Consider the following 18,883-nt stretch of genomic DNA (forward strand, 5'->3'; position numbering starts at 1 on the left):
CATCGTGGTCTTTCTGAAAATCATAAAATTAGTTACTTAAAATGGTTTTGCTACTTCAAAACTATCAAAAATAGCAACACTTTTTGAGTATTATGCCCAAAATGACAGCAGCAAATGTTGATTCTCTAAAATCTCTTTCTGCTCGCTTACGAGCATTTTTCGCAACGCGATTAGCCTCAGCAGGGTTATTTTTAAGGCGCAGAATAAGATTATGTAACTGAGATACATTCCCTGGCTCATAAAAAAACACATCAACACCATCTTCTGCATAATCAGATGTACCAGGAGCTCGAGATACAATTACAGTTTTCCCCATCGCCATTGCTTGCACAAGAACCGTCTGACCCGTGTGGTACGCAGTTGCCATTAGCGGTATTACAACAATACGCGCCCCTGCCATAAGCTTTACAAACTCATGATGTTCAATTTCTTCCAGATATGTAACATTTGGATTTGCAGTAATCTCAGACGCAATTGACTTGTACTGCGAAACACCACCAACAACAATGAGTTTCTCGTCCGTATTATTTATGGCCGAAAATAATGTTTGAAAATCTCTCCCGTATCGTCCAGCAGAAAATAAATAATCACCGTGTGAAGTTGTGACATCAAAATAACCATCACCTGCGGGAAGATAAATTAATATACTTTTCACTTTTTGATTTGTTATTTCACGCCAAAAATTCACACTAGATTGTGATAGGCATAATACTGAACTAAAAGATCCAGCTAGCCAACGGATACCACAGCGAACAAAAATATTCATGTCGTAATACATCTTAGTTGAACCAACATCTAGCACAACGAACCTTGCAGGCATTATCATGTTTCCTGTCAACTTTCGTATAAGCGCAAGAAGCATCGCATATGTTAAATTCATTACAACAATTGCAGAATATTTTTTGAGCCAGCGCCTATGTGCCAACAACACCCTGACCGGAGAAAAAATTTTGAACACATACGGATACGGGTATGGATACGGTTCTGATATTACACAAGAATCAATATCAAAACGCTCATTTAAAAAACGCTCAAACGAATAATTAGACGCATTATTTTTTTCCGTCTTTCCATGGATAATCAAGATGCGAGGTTTATTCATAAGCGGTAGATCTGCGATCATTTCCAGTAATAGTTAGATGAAGCAACAGTTAAAATACACTTTCTTATAAACTTCCCTCTCGTTCATTACCTTCGTTCAATATTTTCTTACCAAAAACAAAACCCATAAGACCGTTGCTAACAACAAAATATAAACCAAACATAAAACTAATGATAAACCCCGCAAAATGATTTGTAAATGAAATAGCTATGGCAAGCGATTTTTCAATACCAAACAATGAAAGTGTACCAACCGCACCCAATTCCCAAATACCAAAAGAACCTGGCGTTGATGGTAAAATGCTTACCAACATTGGAACAACCAAGTAAAGAAATATTTTTGAAACTGACAACTTTATACCAAAAGCCAACAATATTAGATACGACTGTGCAAAAGCAAGTATCCACATACAAATACTATAAAAGATTGTGATATATAACACATTTAGTTTGCCAAACATCTTTAGCCCATCATTCAACAAATGTGTCTTTTTATAAAGCCAACCTTCTTTCCCTGAGAGAAACCCTGCTATTCTTCTGTGAAAGAACACATATAAACCCAAAACAACTAAACTGAAAATAAATAAAATTAAAGCAAGTTCAAACATATTCTTTGAAACTACAAAGAAAAATGAAGCAACAATAAAAATCACAAGTAACGAAATAAAATCAACAACTTGGTAAGCAATTACCGATGATAATACTATCGCTTTACTGACCTTTTCTTTTTTCCCAAGATAAACAACTTGAAATACATCTCCAGCACGAAATGGAAGAATATTTGAAAAAAACTGTGCTATGTAAAAAACAGAAAGAAGCGACCTAAATTTAATTTCTTTTACATCTGCAAGCATAAATCTCCACCGAAAAACCTTAACCAATGTAGTTAAAACCAAAAACAGACAAGCAAGAGAAAAAAAGAAAAAATTTACTTTAGCAAACGATTCTGCAATTTTTGAAAAATTCGCACCAAGAGAAAGATAGTATACAGCAACGACCAATATTATTACGCCTAAAATAATTTTTATTGTTTGTTTAATCATAATGTGTATAGTAATTTTTTATTTTCATTTACAATATTGTTTTTACCACCATTTATATCCATGGTTGCAAAAAGAAGCTGAGATTTAGAAAGCAACATAGAAACTGTTTCATCAAGATTATTTATTATCATAACTTTTTTGCATATATACCAACAATTGATGATAATGACCTGAAAATTGAAAAAAATCTGTCTACTATGTCAACAAACAAGTATATTGGCAGTGGCAAGTCCTTTGGAGTTGTAGAATAAAAAGCAAATTTTTTATTTATACAAAAATTATTCATTTTCAATAAATCACACAACGCTTTGAGTGTAAAAAATCTTATATGCTCGGTATTGTTTCCTGAATTTAACAAAAAAGGTTTCCCAGCCCCATTGTTTTTGAAACTAACAGAACAGGAAAACGGATTATATCCAAAAAGTAAAAATATACGAGCATGCCATGCCGCTAAGTTTGGGGTAAGAATAAGAACACTCCCTTCGGGTTTTAATGCCCAATATATGAACTCAACTATACGATCTGGGTCAAAAACATGTTCAATGACATCACCGCAAAAAATGAAATCAAAACTACTACTTTTAAATGGAAATTTATCTTTATCCATATCTGCGCAAACAGCATCAATACCACGAGCTTTGGCTTTCTCAACTGCTTCCTTAGAAATATCAATACCATAAATATTTTTCGCACCTATTTTTTTAGCAATAACTTCCGTTAGACATCCATCACTACAACCAACATCCAAAAAACTATCAAACTTCTTACCATCAAAAAATTTTAATATTTTTATAATTTTATGGTCACCTAATGGTCTATTACTGTATTTAGTAAACAACTCATTATATATTCCACTCTTTTCCATTTTATCATCTCCTACTGTTTTTTAATAAAAGCAAAAACACCACAGAAACGACCAACTACCCAAAACATTCATCTAAAAAATTGTATCAAAATGGAGCACAAAGCAATTTTCTATCTTTACTTAAATAAAAATTAAAATTTGCAACTGAAAAAGCAATCAACGACATAAAAGTAAAAACCAAATATTTCTCAATTTAACAGAACCAATAATACTATTAATATCGGTATTTTTTGATAGCAAGTAAACTGCTAAACTAAACAATATTATACTTATTAAAGCATGTAACCATTTATTTTTTATTATCCCTAACAAATTTCATTATTTTTAAAAAACACGCTTGACTAAAGACAATAAACAACAGCAATAAATATCATTGTATTTAAAATAATTCTTATTATTGTTTTGTCATAATGTGTTTAACAACTTTTTAATCTCATTTACAATATTGTTTTTGCCGCTATTAATATCTATTGGTGTAGAAAGAAGGTGGGATTGAGAAAGCATCATAGAAACTGTTCCAGCAAGGTTATTTATATCCCACACAACTGCAATGTTTGGCCTATTTTCACTCTCAATAATTTTACAAATCTCACTTTGATGATCATTGAAATGTTCCTTGAATTTTGCAAACCGAGGAACAATAACTGTTTTTTTTGAATATTTTTTCGCAAGAATGAGTGTTCCAATACCCGCATGGCAAATAAGTAGTTGGCAATTTCTTATGAGATTTTCGGATTCATTATATGCTACATATTTTGAATATTTACAATTTAGTGGTTTGTAATTAGAACAACCAGTTTGAACATAGAAATCTAATCCTGTAATTTCTGCAATTAAATCGATACTTTTTATGAGCCTATCAAATCCTTGCACCATACTACCAACTGTTACAAATATCATAGCAACCCACCAACATATTTTGCCTTTTTGCCATACTTTCCAAGCAATGTTTTCCATTGTACAATAAACAAGTCAGCAATCGGATAAACCAATTTACCAGTTCCTGATGGATTAAACACTTGAGCACTACATTCAACATATATTAATTGCGAGTGATAGAATAATTTACATAAAAGGAAAAATGGAATTGCGATTTCTGCCCCTGTTGAAAAAACAACTGCAGGTCGAGTGCGAAAAATTATTTTTATAGTGTTTAGCAAGAATATTCCCATATTAAATACTCCGCCAAGTGGGTTAGGGACTAAATAAACTTTATTGAAACATTCTGATTCTAAAACATAGTCATCCCTATAAGTTACAAGTGTTTTATCGAACCCATTGAAGACATCAACTAATTCAATTAACTCCGTGAAATGCCCACCTCTGGCACAAACCATCAATACATTCTTACTCATACGATTGCGACTCCCGGAACCTATTATGACAAATTATCAATTAAACATCTTAAACATGAATTTTAAAAGGTTATTTATAATCACATTTTTTTGCATATATACCAATAATTGATGAGAATGATTTGAAAATAGAAAACAATCTATCTGCCATATCTACAAACAAATATATCGGTAATGGCAAGCTTTTTGGAGTTGGAGAATAGAAAGCAAATTTTTTATTTACAATAAAATTATTTATTTTAAATAAATCACATAACGCTTTGAGTGTAAAGAATCTTATATGTTCAGTACTATTTCCAGAACTTAACAAAAAAGGTTTCCCAGCCCCATGGTTTTTGAAACTAACAGAACAGGTAAACGGATTATACCCAAAAAGCAAAAATATACGAGCATGCCAAGCAGCTAAATTGGGTGTAACAATAAGAACTCGTCCTCCAGGTTTCAATGCCCAATGTACGAACTCAACAAGACGATCGGCGTCAAAAACATGCTCAATAACATCACCACAAAAAATAAAATCAAAACTATTGCCTTTAAATGGAAAATCATCTTTATCTATATCTGCAGTAACAGCATTAATACCACGAGCCTTTGCCGTCATAACTGCTTCTTTTGAAATATCAATTCCACAAACATTTTTAGCACATATTTTTTTTGCGATCACCTCTGTTAGACAACCATCTCCACAACCAATATCCAAAAAACTATCAAATCTCTTATCATCTAAAAATTTTAATATTTTTATGATCTTGTGCTCATCTAGTGATCTGTTGCTGTATTTGGTATATAATTCATCATAAATTTTATTCTTATCCATTTTCACCTTCTATTGTTTTTTAGAAAAGCAAAAACACCATAGAAACAACCAACCATCCAGAACATTCCTCTTAAGAATTGTACCAATATGGAGAACAAAGCGACTCTTTTATCTATCCTTAAATAATAATTAAAATTTGCGCATGAGAACCCAATTAATATCATGGAAATAATTAAAAAATATATAAAACCAAATCTGATGAAAAAAATTAGCGGGAACATTAAAATAAATATAGCAGATGAGGCAATCTGAAACTTTATATACCACGGAGTATACACATCGCCCTTTGTTTTAGTTGGATGATTTCTATACAACTTTACCCGATCAAATGCTCGCCAGAATTGATTTAGCAGGTATTTTTTTAAGTTTTCAGGATGATAGTGACCAACAATTGCCAAAGGCACAAAAACAATTTTATACTTATTAGATATTTTATAGGTTAGATCCCAATCTTCACCGCTGGGAAATTTATACCTTTCATCAAAACCATTAAACTCTTGCAAAACATTTTTCTTAATTGCCAAATTATATGAACCATGCGCATCAATGCAACCTTTCACATTTCTGTATTTTGACTCTATTTCTAAACCAATAAATTTTGCAAGTAAATTATTTTCATTTAGTGTTCTATAAGTTCCACCAGCAGCCGCAATATCTAAGTTCTCAAACGGAGCAATAAGTTTTTCTAACCAGTCTTTGTTTGGTTTGCAATCACCATCTGTAAACACACATATATCCGCATTGGAATTTTTCCAAGCAATGTTTCTTGCAGCAGCTGGTCCAGCATTTTTTTGATAGTAATATTTTATTTGGTTGTTACATTTTGCATATTGCTTTATAATCTCTGCGGTTTTATCCGTTGAACCATCATCCACAATTACAATTTCATCAGTTTTAAGCGTTTGTACAAGTAAATTTTCAATCAATCCGCCAATTGTACTTTTCTCATTATAAACGGCAATATTAACTGCAATTTTAGTACTCATCTTTTAACTCTTAACTTTTTTACGAAAAAATAATTTAAAAAACTTTTTAACCCGTAAAACTTCCTAATTATGTCATGAAAGCTTCTAACAGTAAATAACATCTTTATTATCTGTACAGGTCTTAAATAAAACTCTCTAAGACCTTTGTCTATGTAGAAATCAATTTTAGATTTTGACATTTGTGGATATGAGAGCAATGTAACTTGTTCTTTTTTGTCATTTACCCAATCTTCCCAGTTGGTAGCAGTCAAATATTTTTTTTCTTTTGCCCATTTGTATAACGGTGTTCCTGGATATACGGCAATGCCAGATATTTGAATAGTGTCCAATGGTAAACTTTTTGCAAAATCTATTGTTGCCTGAGCACTTTGTTCTGTTTCCCCTGGCGCACCTATCATAAAACACCCATGAATAACAAAACCAAGCTTGTGTGCGTTATAAGCGAATTTATTAGCCATTTCAATAGTTGTTCCCTTTGCAACTGCCTTCAACTGCTCATTAGTTCCAAACTCAAAACCTACCATTAACATTCTACAACCTGCTTTTTTCATTAAAGGTAACAAGTCGAGTTGCACATCAACTCTAATATTACAACTCCATTTTATTTTTTTATGAAGGCCTCTGGCCATTATTTCGTTGCACACATCTATAACATGTTTCGGATTGGCTGTAAAAGTATCTGTTTCAAACATTATCTCCTTAAGATATGGAAATAATGCAATATCATATTCAATTTCATCAACTACAGCTTTCGCACTTCTTACCCTAACATTTGAACCATTGATTACATGCCTCTCTCTACAAAATGTGCAAGAGCCATGGCATCCTCTTGCTGAATACAATGTCAAAAATGGATATAGTTTTCCTGCATCATGGTACCAGTGTGGATCAATGTGTTTCCATGCGGGAAATGGCAAAGTATTTACATCAATTGGCAAAACAGGAGGGTTATTAACAATATCACTCTCACACCTATAAGAGATACCTTGTACCTCTGAAAACTTTTTGTCTGCCGAAATTTCGCACAAAGCCTTTTCTGGCTCACCTCTGGCAATTACATCCACACTACAACCCGCAATATCAAATGTATTCTCTGGTTCAGCTGAGACATGAGCCCCTACAAGTACATTAATACAGTTTGGATAACTTTTTTTTATATCAAAGGCATAATTGATATCGTTATATATACTTGGTGTGGTTGTATGAATTACAGCTATATCTGGAGCGAATTTGATTACTTCAGATATTACTTCTTCACTTGTCATATTCCTTGCAGCGCCTTCAATAAACTTACACTTATGACCATCTCGCTCTAACATAGCAATCAAAATAAGCGCCTGTTCAGGATGCCTCTGTACTCGCCCCCTTGATTTAGCGGCCCAGCGGGCTGAACGAACAAAATCATCACCATAAGGTGGATTTACATAAACTATTTTTTTCATTTATTCAATTTATTACCATTTAATTTTTGCTCTAAAATTGCAACCTTTTGAGCAAGTGTTTTTTGGTTATTTGTCAGTTTTGATATTACCGTTGAAAAATGCAAAACAATTAAAAGCAAAAACATAACAGCAAGAAAAAATAATGCTGAAATTGGCAACGCGGCACCTATAAGTTTTGTAAACCAAAATAAAACTGGTGGAAATAGTGAAACCAAAAACAAAAAAACAGCCGTTACAATCCAAAGCCACGAGTACTCTTCATTTAACTTCTTTCTTCTTACAAGTTCAAAAACCAGTATGAGAATACCAACACTCACAGCAATTGAAAGTACTAAATTACTTAAAGTCATTTTGTTTTTCCCCTTAACAATGTAACCGTAATTGAAAACAGCATCTTAAACACATAGTAATACGCACCCAAACCATGATGCAACGGCTTATCTTTTGTATTTTGGCTCATAAGAACAGGAACTTCTTGTATTTTAAAGCCAGCGATATGCGATTGAATTATTAAATCGGCATCTGGAAAGTTTGCGGGATATTGCTGTGGCTGAGCATAATACTCAATTACTTTTCTGTTTACCGCACGGTATCCGGAAGTTGAATCAGTTATTTTTGTTTTTGTTATTACACTTGCAAGCGTGTTAAATACTCCCATGCCTATTTTTTTTGCAAACTCAGCTTTGTACTGCCCAACACCCAGAAAACGCGAACCAATTACTATATCGGCACTTCCGTTTTTAAGCGGTTCCAATAATGACGGTAGAAATTCCGTATCGTGTTGACCATCAGCATCTATTTGTACAACAAAATCATAGTCGTTATATTTTGCAAACAGGTAACCGGTTTGCCTGGCGGCACCATCACCAAGGTTAAACGGATGACTAAGCACAATAGCGTTTAGAAGCTGACACACACTGCAAGTTAAATCTTTTGAACCATCATCTATAACAGCAATGTCGGCATTTGGCATTACCTTTTTTATGCCGTTTATTACTCCGACAATGCCACTTGCCTCGTTGTAAGCAGGTATAATTACAAGAATTTTTTCTTGCATCAAACAAACTCCTTAAAAACTTGGTTTGCCAAAAGCATACCGCGCTTTGTAAGGCGTATTATTTTGCCATCTTTCATAATAAGTTTTTTACTTAATAAATCATTTATGGCAGTGCCGTATTTATCCATTACTATATCAGAAAGGTCAACACCATCGCGACAACGCAGGTTTAAAATTATGTGATCAGTAAGGTTTGTTTGTTCATCTATCACTTCTTCTTCTACAACGGCACTGCCTGTTGAATTTATTTTTTCTATGTACTCTTCAATTGTCTGAGTGTTTTTAAAACGCATACCTTTTAAGTGCGATGCCGCGCCAGAGCCGAGCCCAATGTACTCTCTATTTTTCCAATAAATCATATTGTGCCTTGACCTGAAACCATCACGCGCCCAATTTGAAATTTCATAGTGCTCATAACCCCGTTTTTCAAGCATCTGCTCTGACCATTCATAAATTTCTGCCTGCTTGTCTTGATTAACTTTAACTTTTTGAGTATAAAATGGCGTGTTTTCTTCTATTGTTAGAGGGTAAAGTGATATATGTTGTGGTTCAAATGTCAAGGCGTCTTCAAGTTCACCTTGCCATTCAATTATAGTCTGGTGAGGAAAACCATAAATTAAATCCAAGCTTACATTTTGAAATTGTAGTTTTTTTATCTGCCTAAAAATTTCACGAACCCGTTCAACAGTGTGAATGCGCCCAAGATATTTTAGGTTGTTATTATTTAAAGACTGAACACCAATACTTAAGCGATTAATTCCCCAAACTTTAAGGGCCCTCAACTTCTCTTCGGTTGCCGACTCGGGGTTTACCTCAACCGTTAACTCAAAAAGTCCGGAATAACCGAATATTAAACGGACATTATTTAGTAAATCAAGCAATTGCTCTGTTGAAAGAACGGTTGGTGTTCCGCCCCCAATATAGAGAGTTTCAATTTTGTATCCTGAATATTTTGCCATCTCCTTTTTTAGAGCATTAAGATATGGGGCAATGAGATATTCTTTGCCCGCAAATGATGCAAAATCACAGTAATAACACTTTGATTTACAAAATGGTAAATGTATATATAAACCGTTCATTTTTAATTATTTATTCAAGATGTTTATATTATTTACAAAATTTTATTTAATCAACCGCCATCTATTTGCTGGCCAGTATAGAAAAAGTGGTTTGCCTTTAATTCTATTTTCAGGTAATGGCCCCCAAAAACGCGAATCAAATGATCTATCTCTGTTATCACCCATTGCAAAGTAACAACCCGCAGGAACAACAACTGGACCAAAATTATCTCTTACAACATCAAGCGCCATATCGGCAAAATCACCATTTTCCCATGCTGCCTGATAATCTTTTTGGGTTTGGAAAACTTTTGGGGACTGATAAAAGTTCATATCTTCAAAATTTAGATAACTTTCCTCTACCGGTTTATCATTTATGAATAGTTTTTTATTAACTACTTCAACCTTATCGCCACCGATAGCAACACACCTTTTAATAAAGTCCTTTTCAATTTTTTTTACCCTTTCTTCACCGACAAGTGCTTTAATTGGCGCCCTAAAAACAATTATGTCGCCTCTTTGCACTTTGCAAATAGGAAATATCCTCTTGCCATCGGCAAGAGGAATATGAAAACCATAAATAAATTTGTTAACGAATAGATGATCTCCCTCAAGCAAGGTCATACGCATACTGCCTGAAGGTATTTTAAATGCCTGAAGCAAAAAGTACATTATTATTGCGGCAATTATTACGGCCGACCAGCCGGTTTCTATCCACTCATGTGACCACATAAAAAACTTATTGCAAGCTAAAACTTTATTAACATTCTTTATATGTCTTAAAACACGTGCAATAACATACAACAAAATACCGGCAAGTAATAACTTAAATTCCATTTTAGCTCCTAATCATTTAATTTTAATACTGCAACAAATGCTTCAGAGGGTATTTCAACCCTGCCAAATTGACGCATCTTTTTTTTGCCTTCTTTTTGTTTTTCAAGTAGTTTGCGCTTTCTTGAAATATCACCACCATAACACTTTGCAATAACATCTTTTCTAAGAGCTTTTAGCGTTTCACGACAAATTATACGGTTACCTATGCGTGCTTGAATTGGTATTTCAAACATATGCCTTGGAATTATTTCTTTTAATTTCTCGGCTATAATTTTTGCCATATGATAAGAACTGTCTTTGTGCGCAATAACAGAGAAAGCATCTATTACTTCTTCATTTATCATAAACTCAAGTTTTACTAAGTCCCCAGGCTTAAAACCGATATGTTCGTAATCAAACGAAGCATAGCCCCGAGAAACGGATTTTAACGAATCGAAAAAACCAATGATTACCTCTGAGAGGGGCATTTCATACTTTACAATAACTGTTTTTGTGTCAATATAACGCATATTCAGTTGTTTACCGCGTTTTTTTTGGCATAGGTCAAGCACCTGACCAATATAATCAACCGGGCATATTACTGTCGAAATAACATACGGCTCATTTATCTCTTCAATATTTGCTTGATCTGGGAAATTTGCGGGGTTTGCAACTTCAATAATTTTGCCTTTTGTTGTAATTTTATAAACCACATTTGGAGATGTAATAATTAGGTCAAGGTTAAACTCGCGTTCAAGGCGTTCTTTTACAATTTCCATATGTAAAGAACCCAAAAAACCACAACGAAAACCAAAGCCCAAAGCCGACGATGTTTCCGGCCAGTAAAAAAGCGACGAATCTGAAAGGTGCAGTTTTTCAAGCGCCGTTTTTAGGTTATCATAGTCCGAGGTATTTACAGGGTAAAGACCGGCAAAAACAAACGGTTTAATTTCTTTATAGCCAAGATGCGGCCGGCTTGTTGGCCGCGATTTTTCTGTTATTGTATCGCCAATTTTTACATCATGTATATCTTTTATGCCGGCAACCACATAACCAACTTCTCCGGCACTAATAGTATTTGAAGCCACAAGTTTTATTTGCATATACCCAACCTCAAGCACATCGTAAGATGCCCCTGATGATGCAAATAAAATATTGCTTTTATTTGTGATTTTACCTTCAAGAACCCTTATTAAAATAATTACGCCTCTATATGGGTCGTAAAATGAATCAAATATTAGAGCGCTAAGCGGTTCATCGGCACTTCCGATAGGGGCAGGCACTTTAGCAATAACTGCGGCTATTATTTCCGCAATACCTTTGCCTTCTTTTGCGCTTGCGAGAAGTGGTTCATCTTTTATATTTAATGCCTCTTCTATAAGCACCATTGAGTTAAGAATATCCGCTGTTGGCAAGTCAATTTTGTTTATAACAGGGATAATTGTTAGGTTTGCATTACGGGCAAGAATTGTATTGGCGAGTGTCTGTGCTTCTACACCTTGAGATGCGTCTACAACCAAAATTGCACCTTCACACGCAGCAAGTGCTCTGGAGACCTCATAAGTAAAATCCACATGACCTGGGGTGTCAATTAAATTTAACATATACTCTTTACCGTCTGGAGCGGTATAGTTCATTCTTACAGCTTTTGCTTTTATTGTTATTCCGCGTTCTCGTTCAAGCTCCATACCATCCATAATTTGAGCGCGCATTTCTCTTTTAGATACAGTACCCGTAAACTCAAGCAAGCGGTCTGCAAGCGTACTTTTGCCATGGTCAATGTGTGCTATTATGCAAAAATTTCTTATTTCCATAGTTATATTTTAACCCGCATTTTGCAATAGGTTCAAAAATCAAGGCGAAAGGACATGCCAAACCCTATTGCAAAATTCAGGTTTAAGGTGTCGTGTGCTTTTTGAAACGCTTGATAAGCTCTTCTCTATTTGGCGATTCTAGCAAGTCATTTGCAAGCTCCCTTGCTTGCGCGTAAGAAGTATTTCTAATTATTTTTTTTATTTTTGGTGCCTGAACAGGTGAAACGCTAAGTTCATTTAAACCAAGCCCAACTAAAACAACCGTAAGTGATGGGTCTGCTGCCATCTCGCCGCATAGTCCAACCCACTTACCTGCCCTATGAGCGGCTTCTACAACATTTTTTATTAGTCGCAGTATTGCAGGGTGTAACGGATCATAAAGAGATGCCACATTTTCATTTACTCTGTCAATCGCAAGGGTATACTGAATTAAATCATTTGTGCCAATTGATAAAAAGTCGCAATGCGCGACTATTTGATCGGCCGTTAAAGCCGCAGATGGCACTTCTATCATTACACCAACTTCTATATTTTCATCAAATTTTTTACCTTCGCTTCTAAGCTCTTCTTTAGTTTCTTCTAAAATTTTATTTGCCGCAAGCAACTCACCCAAACCTGAAATCATCGGATACATAATTTTAATTTTGCCCTCGGCTGATGCTCTTAGTATTCCGCGTAGCTGTGTTTTAAATATTTTTGGATATTTAAGTGAAAGCCTTATGGCACGCATCCCAAGAAATGGGTTTCCCTCTGTGGCCACACCCTCTAGGCCCATACCTGAAAGTTTGTCGCCACCAAGGTCAAAAGTTCTAATTATTACACTATATGGCATCATTTTTTGGGCTATTCGCGAATAGTTTTTATAATGTTCTTCTTCGCTTGGCATTGAGCTTCTGTTAAAGTAAATAAACTCAGATCTGTAAAGACCAACCCCTTCGGCCCCATGGCTTAAAACCGATGCCGTCTCACTTGGGTTATCTATGTTTGCACCTATTACAATTCTATGACCGTCGATTGTTTGAGCCGGCAAATCTTTAAGTTTTTCTAACTCTTTTGTCTGCTCAAGTTGTATCTCTTTTTCATGCCTGTAGTTTTCAAGCATTTCAAGGCTTGGATTTATTACTACAATACCCTGATTACCATCGACTACTATTGTGTCACCCTCTGAAATTTTTGCTGTAACATCTCTAAGACCTACAACCGCGGGAATTTCCAAACTTTGGGCGAGTATTGCGGTATGTGATGTTTTGCCACCTATGTCCGTAGCAAAACCAATTAGCAAATTCTCGCGCATAGACAATGTATCTGATGGTGTAAAGTTATGTCCAACCACTACACCTTCAGTTTTAATATCTGCTATGGTGCGCCTGACCCCACCGGCGAGATGGCTTAAAAGTTTTTTACCTACATCGGCGATATCATGCTTTCTTTCACGGAAGTACTCATCATCTATCATCTCAAAAGAGTGAATAACCTTTTCAAGAACTTCACTTAAGGCGTACTCCGCGTTTATCCCGTCACTAATTATCTTTGTTACTTCCCTTGTTATAAGCGGGTCTTGCAATATTAGCAAGTGAGCATCCGCAAGGCGGGCATATTCTTTACCAAGCGTTTTATATATTTTTTCTTTTGTTACAAGCATCTCCGCATTTGTTTTGGATAATGCATCGCCAAAACGTTTTATTTCTTTTTTAATATCGTCTTTTTTAATCTCTCTTTTAGATGTATTAAACTCTTCATCTCTAAACAAGATTGCCTTACCAATAGCAATGCCAGGCGATGCAGCAATACCGTGTAAAATAGAAACTTTTGCGTTCATAGTTAATCCTTTTTCTCTATTCGCCAAAACCATTCTCAAAAATCCCAACTAATTCGTTAATTGCTTCATTTTCATCGCTACCATTTGCTAAAAGTTTTAACTGTGTGTTAAAAGCCGCCGCAAGTGTCATAAGGCCCATAATACTTTTGCCATCAACTTCTTGACCATCTTTTATAATTTTAATTTGAGAAGAAAATTTTGCGGCAGTTTGTACAAATAATGCCGCTGGCCTTGCATGCAAACCAAGCTTATTTTTAATTGTAACAATCTTTTCAATCATTAATGGCCCCTAATACAAAATAGTAATATGCCTAAAGCTATTGTAGAGTAAAAAATTATGTTCGGTGAAACCCTACGCCCAGTTAAATAAAGTGTTCCTGTAAATATACAAAGCAAAACAAGCATATGCTCTAAATTGAGGCCAAATTTAATGAAATAAACCACTAATGCGCAGACAAGTATAAAAATTCCTAAAATTTTAATAATTTTAATTGCTTCTTGTATATCTATCTCCGAAATTATGCCAATGGCCTTTTGCGGATATGTATAACTCATGCTAAAAGTCCACCATCTGAAAAAAATATGAACGATGTTATAAAAAACAATGAAACTTATAGGAATAAACCATGCCTCTCTGAAATATCCGTCTTTATACAAGAAAAGAGCAAAACAAATTGCGACAAGAGCCACAAATGGCCGCCATATTGCCCAAAAAAATGTATCACCAACTGCCGCCAGAGGGCCAGACATATTCTTTTTTAGCACTGTTATACTTTCCGGCGAAATATCGCTTTGACCATGTTGCGCAAGCTGGGTTTCTTTAGAAGCAATAACACCCATAATTATGCTTACCATATAAGGATGTGTATTAAAAAAACCAAGCTGCCTTAAAACAGCACTTGAACGCTCAGCGGGTGTTTTATATAGGTGCCTGATTAATGGCATCATTATATAAGCAAACCCAACATTTTGCATTCTTTCGTAATTCCATATTGCCTGTAGAAAAAAAGACCTTGCAAGCATTTTTATAAATATTATGTTTTTTAATAATCCGCGCTCATTACTTTCTTGCATTTTTACCGCCATCAATTAAAGATGTAAGTTTTGGACTAAAATTCCTAAACATAATCCCAAGCGCCATTATGGGCAAAAAACGCCATGAGAGAAAAAGCCCGTACATAACTTTGCTTGGCACCATAGCAAAAACCTCGCCAACCAGCCACTCACCAGCAATAATAAAAGCGAAATAGAAAACAAAGGCCTTCAAAAAAAATAAAACTATTCCAATAAATATACCTTTGCTTACTCTGCCAATTTTACCCGCTTTAACTCCGTTCTCAACCCAACGCATAACTAAAACATTTATTTTTCTTATCCACATGTCTAGTAACTTAAAAAACATTGCAGATGGTAAGGCGAATATAAGAGCTAAAACCATTACCGCATTATTATTGGGCATAGTTTTTATGCCCCATATAGTGGCAAGTATTGCAACAGTTGTAATATCTGCCGGCACTGCGGCACCCATTGGCAAAATACCTATCCATACAAACTCAACGATAATGCCAATCCAAATACCTGATGTTAAATCACCCAAAATACAGCCAAAAAGAGGGGCTACAACTATTGGCCTTGAAAACATAAACTGACCAAAAGGTGTTATATCTAAACTTATTAAAGCGGCGATAAAAGCTAATAAAACTATTTCAGGCATTCAAGCTTACTCCGCGGTAACTTTTATACTCAAAACCTTTTCTTTATCTAAAGCGTTTAAATTAAAAACCATGGCTAAGTTTACACCTTGGTATGTTCTCTCAAAACCACTTTCAGACAGAGAAACGGTCTCAAGCGCATTAACCCAAAGGTCAAAGTTAACATCTGACTCTATTTTGTAACGCAAACCGGAACATTTATCTATTACTTGCCAGCTTTTAATGGATTTATGCTCACCATATAAGTTGCTATCAAAACAATAAAAAGCCGCATTTAGCTCGCAAGCATATTTTGGTAACTGTTGCATACTTTCTTGATAAGTGAAATTATATTTAACCGAGAACCCATTTGTAATTGGCGAAAGTTTTTTGCGCAATGATAACGCAACAGAACCATTTGCGGATTGCACAGAACCACTTTTACTTAAAACTATGTTTTTGTTATCAACTGTATAAGCATAACTTGCATTTTGAAAATTTCCCATTTCTTCAAATGTATTGTTTGCAAATGACTCACTTGTAACCTCATCACCAAAAAAATGATCAAGCAGCGAACTTTTTTGTGTTTTGTCGTAATGTAAATATTTATCTAAGTTATTTTCTTTTACAAATACAATATCGTGAATGGTTTTTACATCTTGCTCGTAAACATTTGGGTTTTCCAAAAATTCTTTTAACTTTTTGTGATATGCCTCATACCTGCGCGCAAGCACATTGCCAAGGTTTATACTTTTATCAAGGATATCCCACTCTATTATCGAGCCACCAAGGTTTGGGGCTACATACAAGTTTTGTTTTTGCGACTCAAATATTAATTCATCAAAACCATCGGCGTTATAATCAAATACAGACCACCGTTTAAGCGGAGCAACTAAAGCATTTAACTTTTTTTCAGCGTCAAGGAGCTTTCTATATACGCCATTTCGCAAATGAGGTGAATACAGTCCGCCAAAAACACCATGCCAATAAGCGCAATTGCACTGCCCGGCATAAAGATCATCAGTTGCCATAAGCAAGGAACTTTCAGCATATTTACTTCTCGCACTCTCTAGTTTTTGGCTTACATAAAGCATTTTTTTATTCATGGCGTTAGCTTCCGGGTATTTGGCAAGAAAGTTACGCCAGAAACCGCCACGAAGAAATCTTTTTACACTATTATCGTCGTGAAAGCGTTTTGAAAGCAATTCAAAGGCATTTTGTGCCGAAGATGGCAAAGCCCACTCAGACATTTCAAAATATGAAGCCGTCGGCAAATAAACAATGCCCCTTGGGGGGGTTTTTGCCAAAACATCACTAAAAGTAGCGGTTTCTATCCAATGCGCATTTGAGCTAAGCATATCCAAAAACGCATTTAGCCACCCATGTTCATAAACATGCATTTTTGTTCCAGGCCAAAGGCCAAATTTTTCACCGTCATCGGCCATAACAGCTACAGGGTTATCACATTTTTCAAGAAGTTCTTTAAAAATATCAAGTGTACTTTCAGGGTTTTGAAACGGAATCGCATAACGAAGTTTTTGACTTATTGGAAATATACTCAACTTTGCGCCTTGGTCTTCTGTTATATAGTAACCGCAAAGCTCATCTGGATTTAGACCCGATGCCGCAAAATGTGCATCGTCAACCACACTATAATTCATGCCTGCATCAACAAGTGTTTTTGCAAGTTGTGGTTCCCAAACCCTTTCAGCAAGCCACATACCCTTTGGCTCTTTGCCAAAAGTTTGAGCAATGAAGTTATTTAATTTTTTAATCTGCCCCAAGCCGTCATTGTTAGGAATTGAAGGCAAAATTGGTTCGTAATAACCACCGGAAAGAAGCTCAAGCTGGCCACGGCTCACCATTTGTGAAACTTTATCAATGTAGGAAGGATATTCCTTTGATATAAAATCCCACAATATACCTGTACAATGCAAAACCCATTTTATGTTTGGTCTGCTATAAAGAGCATCAATAAACGGCAGATAGGCATCATTATAAGCCCTGTGAAAAACTTCATCAAAGTTACCTATCGGCTGATGATTATGCACAGCAAAAATAAAAGTTACTTTTTTCACTTTATACCTTTTGACTCTAAAATAATGTATTGAGCTACATTTACTCTTTCATCATTTGGCAAAACCCTACCCTCAAGTTCTACATTCAACTCAGAAATATTATGCAACGCGTCAACATCATCATTATCAACTGAAACATTTTTTAATATTTGTCTTTTGCCTTCAGTAAAATGCATACCGCCAACATTAACAGAGTGCACGCTTACCCCACGCTTTAAAAAACGTAAAACATCTTGTGGGTTTGAAAAAAGCATAAAAACTCTTTCTTTTTCATAAGCACCCGATAAAACCATATCAGCCGCCGCATGAACCGTAAGCGTAGAAACCTTTATTGTTTTTGGCACTGCCATAGCAAAAAGAACCTGTTGCATTTTATCTTTTGCAACCTCATCAGATACAATTGCAACCACATCTACTTCCATATTTTTTAGCCAGCCTTCAACCACTTGGCCATGAATTAAACGATCATCAATTCTCATAAAAACTACTGGCATATACTCTCCTGTGCTAGTAACAAATTCTTATTACTATTTTAATTTCTCCAAAAACATTTTTTTTGCATTTGTAATGTTTTTTATTCCATCAGCAATAATTTTTTGGGTCAGCTCCTCACTCTGCATTGTGCCTCTGTGCAAAAGTGCTGATATAAGCATATACAAATTTACTCCACTTATTATTTCAATGTTTTTATTTGCTGAAAGCGGAAGGCAAGCATTGCATGGTGTGCCACCTAACATATCCGTTAAAATAATAGCACTATCACCACTTTGGAAACCTTTTATTATTTTATCTATTCTAGTACTTAAAGATAAAAGTGTCTCTGTGCGTTGTAATGATAGTGAGTAAACATTTTCCTGATGACCAACTATACTTTCTGCTGTAGCAATTAACTCCCTTCCAAACTCGCCATGCGTAATTACTAAAATATTAAGCATTAGTAC

20 protein-coding genes are annotated in these 18,883 nt (G+C 35.1%); all 20 read right to left on the bottom strand.

Annotation, left to right across the window (positions count from 1 at the left end):
• Positions 1 to 64: 64 nt before the first annotated feature.
• Complete coding sequence (locus M0Q46_05150) at positions 65 to 1,123, bottom strand: glycosyltransferase family 4 protein (GenBank protein MCK9582975.1); 1,059 nt, start codon at positions 1,121 to 1,123, stop codon at positions 65 to 67.
• A gap of 43 nt (positions 1,124 to 1,166) precedes the next feature.
• Positions 1,167 to 2,144 carry a flippase-like domain-containing protein gene (locus tag M0Q46_05155; GenBank protein ID MCK9582976.1) on the bottom strand — a complete coding sequence of 326 codons (978 nt, stop codon included), beginning with the start codon at positions 2,142 to 2,144 and terminating at the stop codon, positions 1,167 to 1,169.
• 127 nt (positions 2,145 to 2,271) lie between these two features.
• The gene (locus tag M0Q46_05160; GenBank protein ID MCK9582977.1) at positions 2,272 to 3,009 is read right to left on the bottom strand and encodes a class I SAM-dependent methyltransferase; all 738 of its coding nucleotides are present in this window, start codon (positions 3,007 to 3,009) and stop codon (positions 2,272 to 2,274) included.
• A gap of 405 nt (positions 3,010 to 3,414) precedes the next feature.
• Positions 3,415 to 3,909, bottom strand: coding sequence for a hypothetical protein (locus M0Q46_05165; protein MCK9582978.1), 495 nt, complete (start codon positions 3,907 to 3,909; stop codon positions 3,415 to 3,417).
• The gene (locus M0Q46_05170) at positions 3,906 to 4,364 is read right to left on the bottom strand and encodes a UDP-N-acetylglucosamine transferase subunit ALG14 (protein ID MCK9582979.1); all 459 of its coding nucleotides are present in this window, start codon (positions 4,362 to 4,364) and stop codon (positions 3,906 to 3,908) included. Before M0Q46_05170 ends, M0Q46_05165 begins: the two co-directional genes overlap by 4 nt.
• Positions 4,365 to 4,434: 70 nt before the next feature.
• Positions 4,435 to 5,181 carry a class I SAM-dependent methyltransferase gene (locus tag M0Q46_05175; protein ID MCK9582980.1) on the bottom strand — a complete coding sequence of 249 codons (747 nt, stop codon included), beginning with the start codon at positions 5,179 to 5,181 and terminating at the stop codon, positions 4,435 to 4,437.
• Between the two features lie 2 nt (positions 5,182 to 5,183).
• Positions 5,184 to 6,167 carry a glycosyltransferase gene (locus tag M0Q46_05180; GenBank protein ID MCK9582981.1) on the bottom strand — a complete coding sequence of 328 codons (984 nt, stop codon included), beginning with the start codon at positions 6,165 to 6,167 and terminating at the stop codon, positions 5,184 to 5,186.
• Positions 6,164 to 7,609, bottom strand: coding sequence for a B12-binding domain-containing radical SAM protein (locus M0Q46_05185; GenBank protein MCK9582982.1), 1,446 nt, complete (start codon positions 7,607 to 7,609; stop codon positions 6,164 to 6,166). Before M0Q46_05185 ends, M0Q46_05180 begins: the two co-directional genes overlap by 4 nt.
• Positions 7,606 to 7,959: a DUF2304 domain-containing protein gene (locus M0Q46_05190; protein ID MCK9582983.1), complete on the bottom strand. Its 354-nt coding sequence runs from the start codon at positions 7,957 to 7,959 to the stop codon at positions 7,606 to 7,608. The genes M0Q46_05185 and M0Q46_05190 overlap by 4 nt, the downstream gene beginning before the upstream one ends.
• Positions 7,956 to 8,666, bottom strand: coding sequence for a glycosyltransferase family 2 protein (locus M0Q46_05195; GenBank protein MCK9582984.1), 711 nt, complete (start codon positions 8,664 to 8,666; stop codon positions 7,956 to 7,958). Before M0Q46_05195 ends, M0Q46_05190 begins: the two co-directional genes overlap by 4 nt.
• Complete coding sequence (gene hemW, locus M0Q46_05200; GenBank protein MCK9582985.1) at positions 8,666 to 9,745, bottom strand: radical SAM family heme chaperone HemW; 1,080 nt, start codon at positions 9,743 to 9,745, stop codon at positions 8,666 to 8,668. The genes M0Q46_05195 and hemW overlap by 1 nt, the downstream gene beginning before the upstream one ends.
• A gap of 42 nt (positions 9,746 to 9,787) precedes the next feature.
• On the bottom strand, positions 9,788 to 10,561 hold the full coding sequence (lepB, locus tag M0Q46_05205; GenBank protein MCK9582986.1) for a signal peptidase I: 774 nt from the start codon (positions 10,559 to 10,561) through the stop codon (positions 9,788 to 9,790).
• 8 nt (positions 10,562 to 10,569) lie between these two features.
• Positions 10,570 to 12,354, bottom strand: coding sequence for a translation elongation factor 4 (gene lepA, locus M0Q46_05210; protein ID MCK9582987.1), 1,785 nt, complete (start codon positions 12,352 to 12,354; stop codon positions 10,570 to 10,572).
• 82 nt (positions 12,355 to 12,436) lie between these two features.
• Positions 12,437 to 14,173: a phosphoenolpyruvate--protein phosphotransferase gene (gene ptsP / locus M0Q46_05215; GenBank protein ID MCK9582988.1), complete on the bottom strand. Its 1,737-nt coding sequence runs from the start codon at positions 14,171 to 14,173 to the stop codon at positions 12,437 to 12,439.
• 16 nt (positions 14,174 to 14,189) lie between these two features.
• A complete protein-coding gene (locus tag M0Q46_05220) occupies positions 14,190 to 14,453 on the bottom strand; it encodes an HPr family phosphocarrier protein (protein MCK9582989.1) in 264 nt (87 codons plus the stop codon).
• On the bottom strand, positions 14,453 to 15,247 hold the full coding sequence (locus M0Q46_05225) for a PTS system mannose/fructose/sorbose family transporter subunit IID (GenBank protein ID MCK9582990.1): 795 nt from the start codon (positions 15,245 to 15,247) through the stop codon (positions 14,453 to 14,455). Before M0Q46_05225 ends, M0Q46_05220 begins: the two co-directional genes overlap by 1 nt.
• Positions 15,234 to 15,887, bottom strand: coding sequence for a PTS sugar transporter subunit IIC (locus tag M0Q46_05230; GenBank protein MCK9582991.1), 654 nt, complete (start codon positions 15,885 to 15,887; stop codon positions 15,234 to 15,236). The genes M0Q46_05225 and M0Q46_05230 overlap by 14 nt, the downstream gene beginning before the upstream one ends.
• A gap of 6 nt (positions 15,888 to 15,893) precedes the next feature.
• A complete protein-coding gene (locus tag M0Q46_05235) occupies positions 15,894 to 17,942 on the bottom strand; it encodes a DUF1926 domain-containing protein (protein MCK9582992.1) in 2,049 nt (682 codons plus the stop codon).
• Positions 17,939 to 18,436, bottom strand: a complete 498-nt coding sequence (locus tag M0Q46_05240; protein ID MCK9582993.1) for a PTS sugar transporter subunit IIB — start codon at positions 18,434 to 18,436, stop codon at positions 17,939 to 17,941. Before M0Q46_05240 ends, M0Q46_05235 begins: the two co-directional genes overlap by 4 nt.
• A 33-nt stretch (positions 18,437 to 18,469) precedes the next feature.
• The gene (locus tag M0Q46_05245; GenBank protein MCK9582994.1) at positions 18,470 to 18,877 is read right to left on the bottom strand and encodes a hypothetical protein; all 408 of its coding nucleotides are present in this window, start codon (positions 18,875 to 18,877) and stop codon (positions 18,470 to 18,472) included.
• Positions 18,878 to 18,883: the final 6 nt, after the last annotated feature.

The sequence above is a fragment of the Endomicrobiales bacterium genome, from assembly GCA_023228045.1.
Classification (GTDB): Bacteria; Elusimicrobiota; Endomicrobiia; order Endomicrobiales; family JALOBY01; genus JALOBY01.

Bases quoted from the DNA above. Each gene is read 5' to 3' on its own strand.
- M0Q46_05160 (MCK9582977.1), bottom strand. From the start codon at position 3,009: ATGGAAAAGAGTGGAATATATAATGAGTTGTTTACTAAATACAGTAAT.
- hemW (MCK9582985.1), bottom strand. From the start codon at position 9,745: ATGAACGGTTTATATATACATTTACCATTTTGTAAATCAAAGTGTTAT.
- M0Q46_05165 (MCK9582978.1), bottom strand. From the start codon at position 3,909: ATGATATTTGTAACAGTTGGTAGTATGGTGCAAGGATTTGATAGGCTC.
- ptsP (MCK9582988.1), bottom strand. From the start codon at position 14,173: ATGAACGCAAAAGTTTCTATTTTACACGGTATTGCTGCATCGCCTGGC.
- M0Q46_05240 (MCK9582993.1), bottom strand. From the start codon at position 18,436: ATGCCAGTAGTTTTTATGAGAATTGATGATCGTTTAATTCATGGCCAA.
- M0Q46_05175 (MCK9582980.1), bottom strand. From the start codon at position 5,181: ATGGATAAGAATAAAATTTATGATGAATTATATACCAAATACAGCAAC.
- M0Q46_05155 (MCK9582976.1), bottom strand. From the start codon at position 2,144: ATGATTAAACAAACAATAAAAATTATTTTAGGCGTAATAATATTGGTC.
- M0Q46_05230 (MCK9582991.1), bottom strand. From the start codon at position 15,887: ATGCCTGAAATAGTTTTATTAGCTTTTATCGCCGCTTTAATAAGTTTA.
- lepB (MCK9582986.1), bottom strand. From the start codon at position 10,561: ATGGAATTTAAGTTATTACTTGCCGGTATTTTGTTGTATGTTATTGCA.
- M0Q46_05225 (MCK9582990.1), bottom strand. From the start codon at position 15,247: ATGCAAGAAAGTAATGAGCGCGGATTATTAAAAAACATAATATTTATA.
- lepA (MCK9582987.1), bottom strand. From the start codon at position 12,354: ATGGAAATAAGAAATTTTTGCATAATAGCACACATTGACCATGGCAAA.
- M0Q46_05245 (MCK9582994.1), bottom strand. From the start codon at position 18,877: ATGCTTAATATTTTAGTAATTACGCATGGCGAGTTTGGAAGGGAGTTA.
- M0Q46_05170 (MCK9582979.1), bottom strand. From the start codon at position 4,364: ATGAGTAAGAATGTATTGATGGTTTGTGCCAGAGGTGGGCATTTCACG.
- M0Q46_05195 (MCK9582984.1), bottom strand. From the start codon at position 8,666: ATGCAAGAAAAAATTCTTGTAATTATACCTGCTTACAACGAGGCAAGT.
- M0Q46_05220 (MCK9582989.1), bottom strand. From the start codon at position 14,453: ATGATTGAAAAGATTGTTACAATTAAAAATAAGCTTGGTTTGCATGCA.
- M0Q46_05185 (MCK9582982.1), bottom strand. From the start codon at position 7,609: ATGAAAAAAATAGTTTATGTAAATCCACCTTATGGTGATGATTTTGTT.
- M0Q46_05180 (MCK9582981.1), bottom strand. From the start codon at position 6,167: ATGAGTACTAAAATTGCAGTTAATATTGCCGTTTATAATGAGAAAAGT.
- M0Q46_05190 (MCK9582983.1), bottom strand. From the start codon at position 7,959: ATGACTTTAAGTAATTTAGTACTTTCAATTGCTGTGAGTGTTGGTATT.
- M0Q46_05150 (MCK9582975.1), bottom strand. From the start codon at position 1,123: ATGATCGCAGATCTACCGCTTATGAATAAACCTCGCATCTTGATTATC.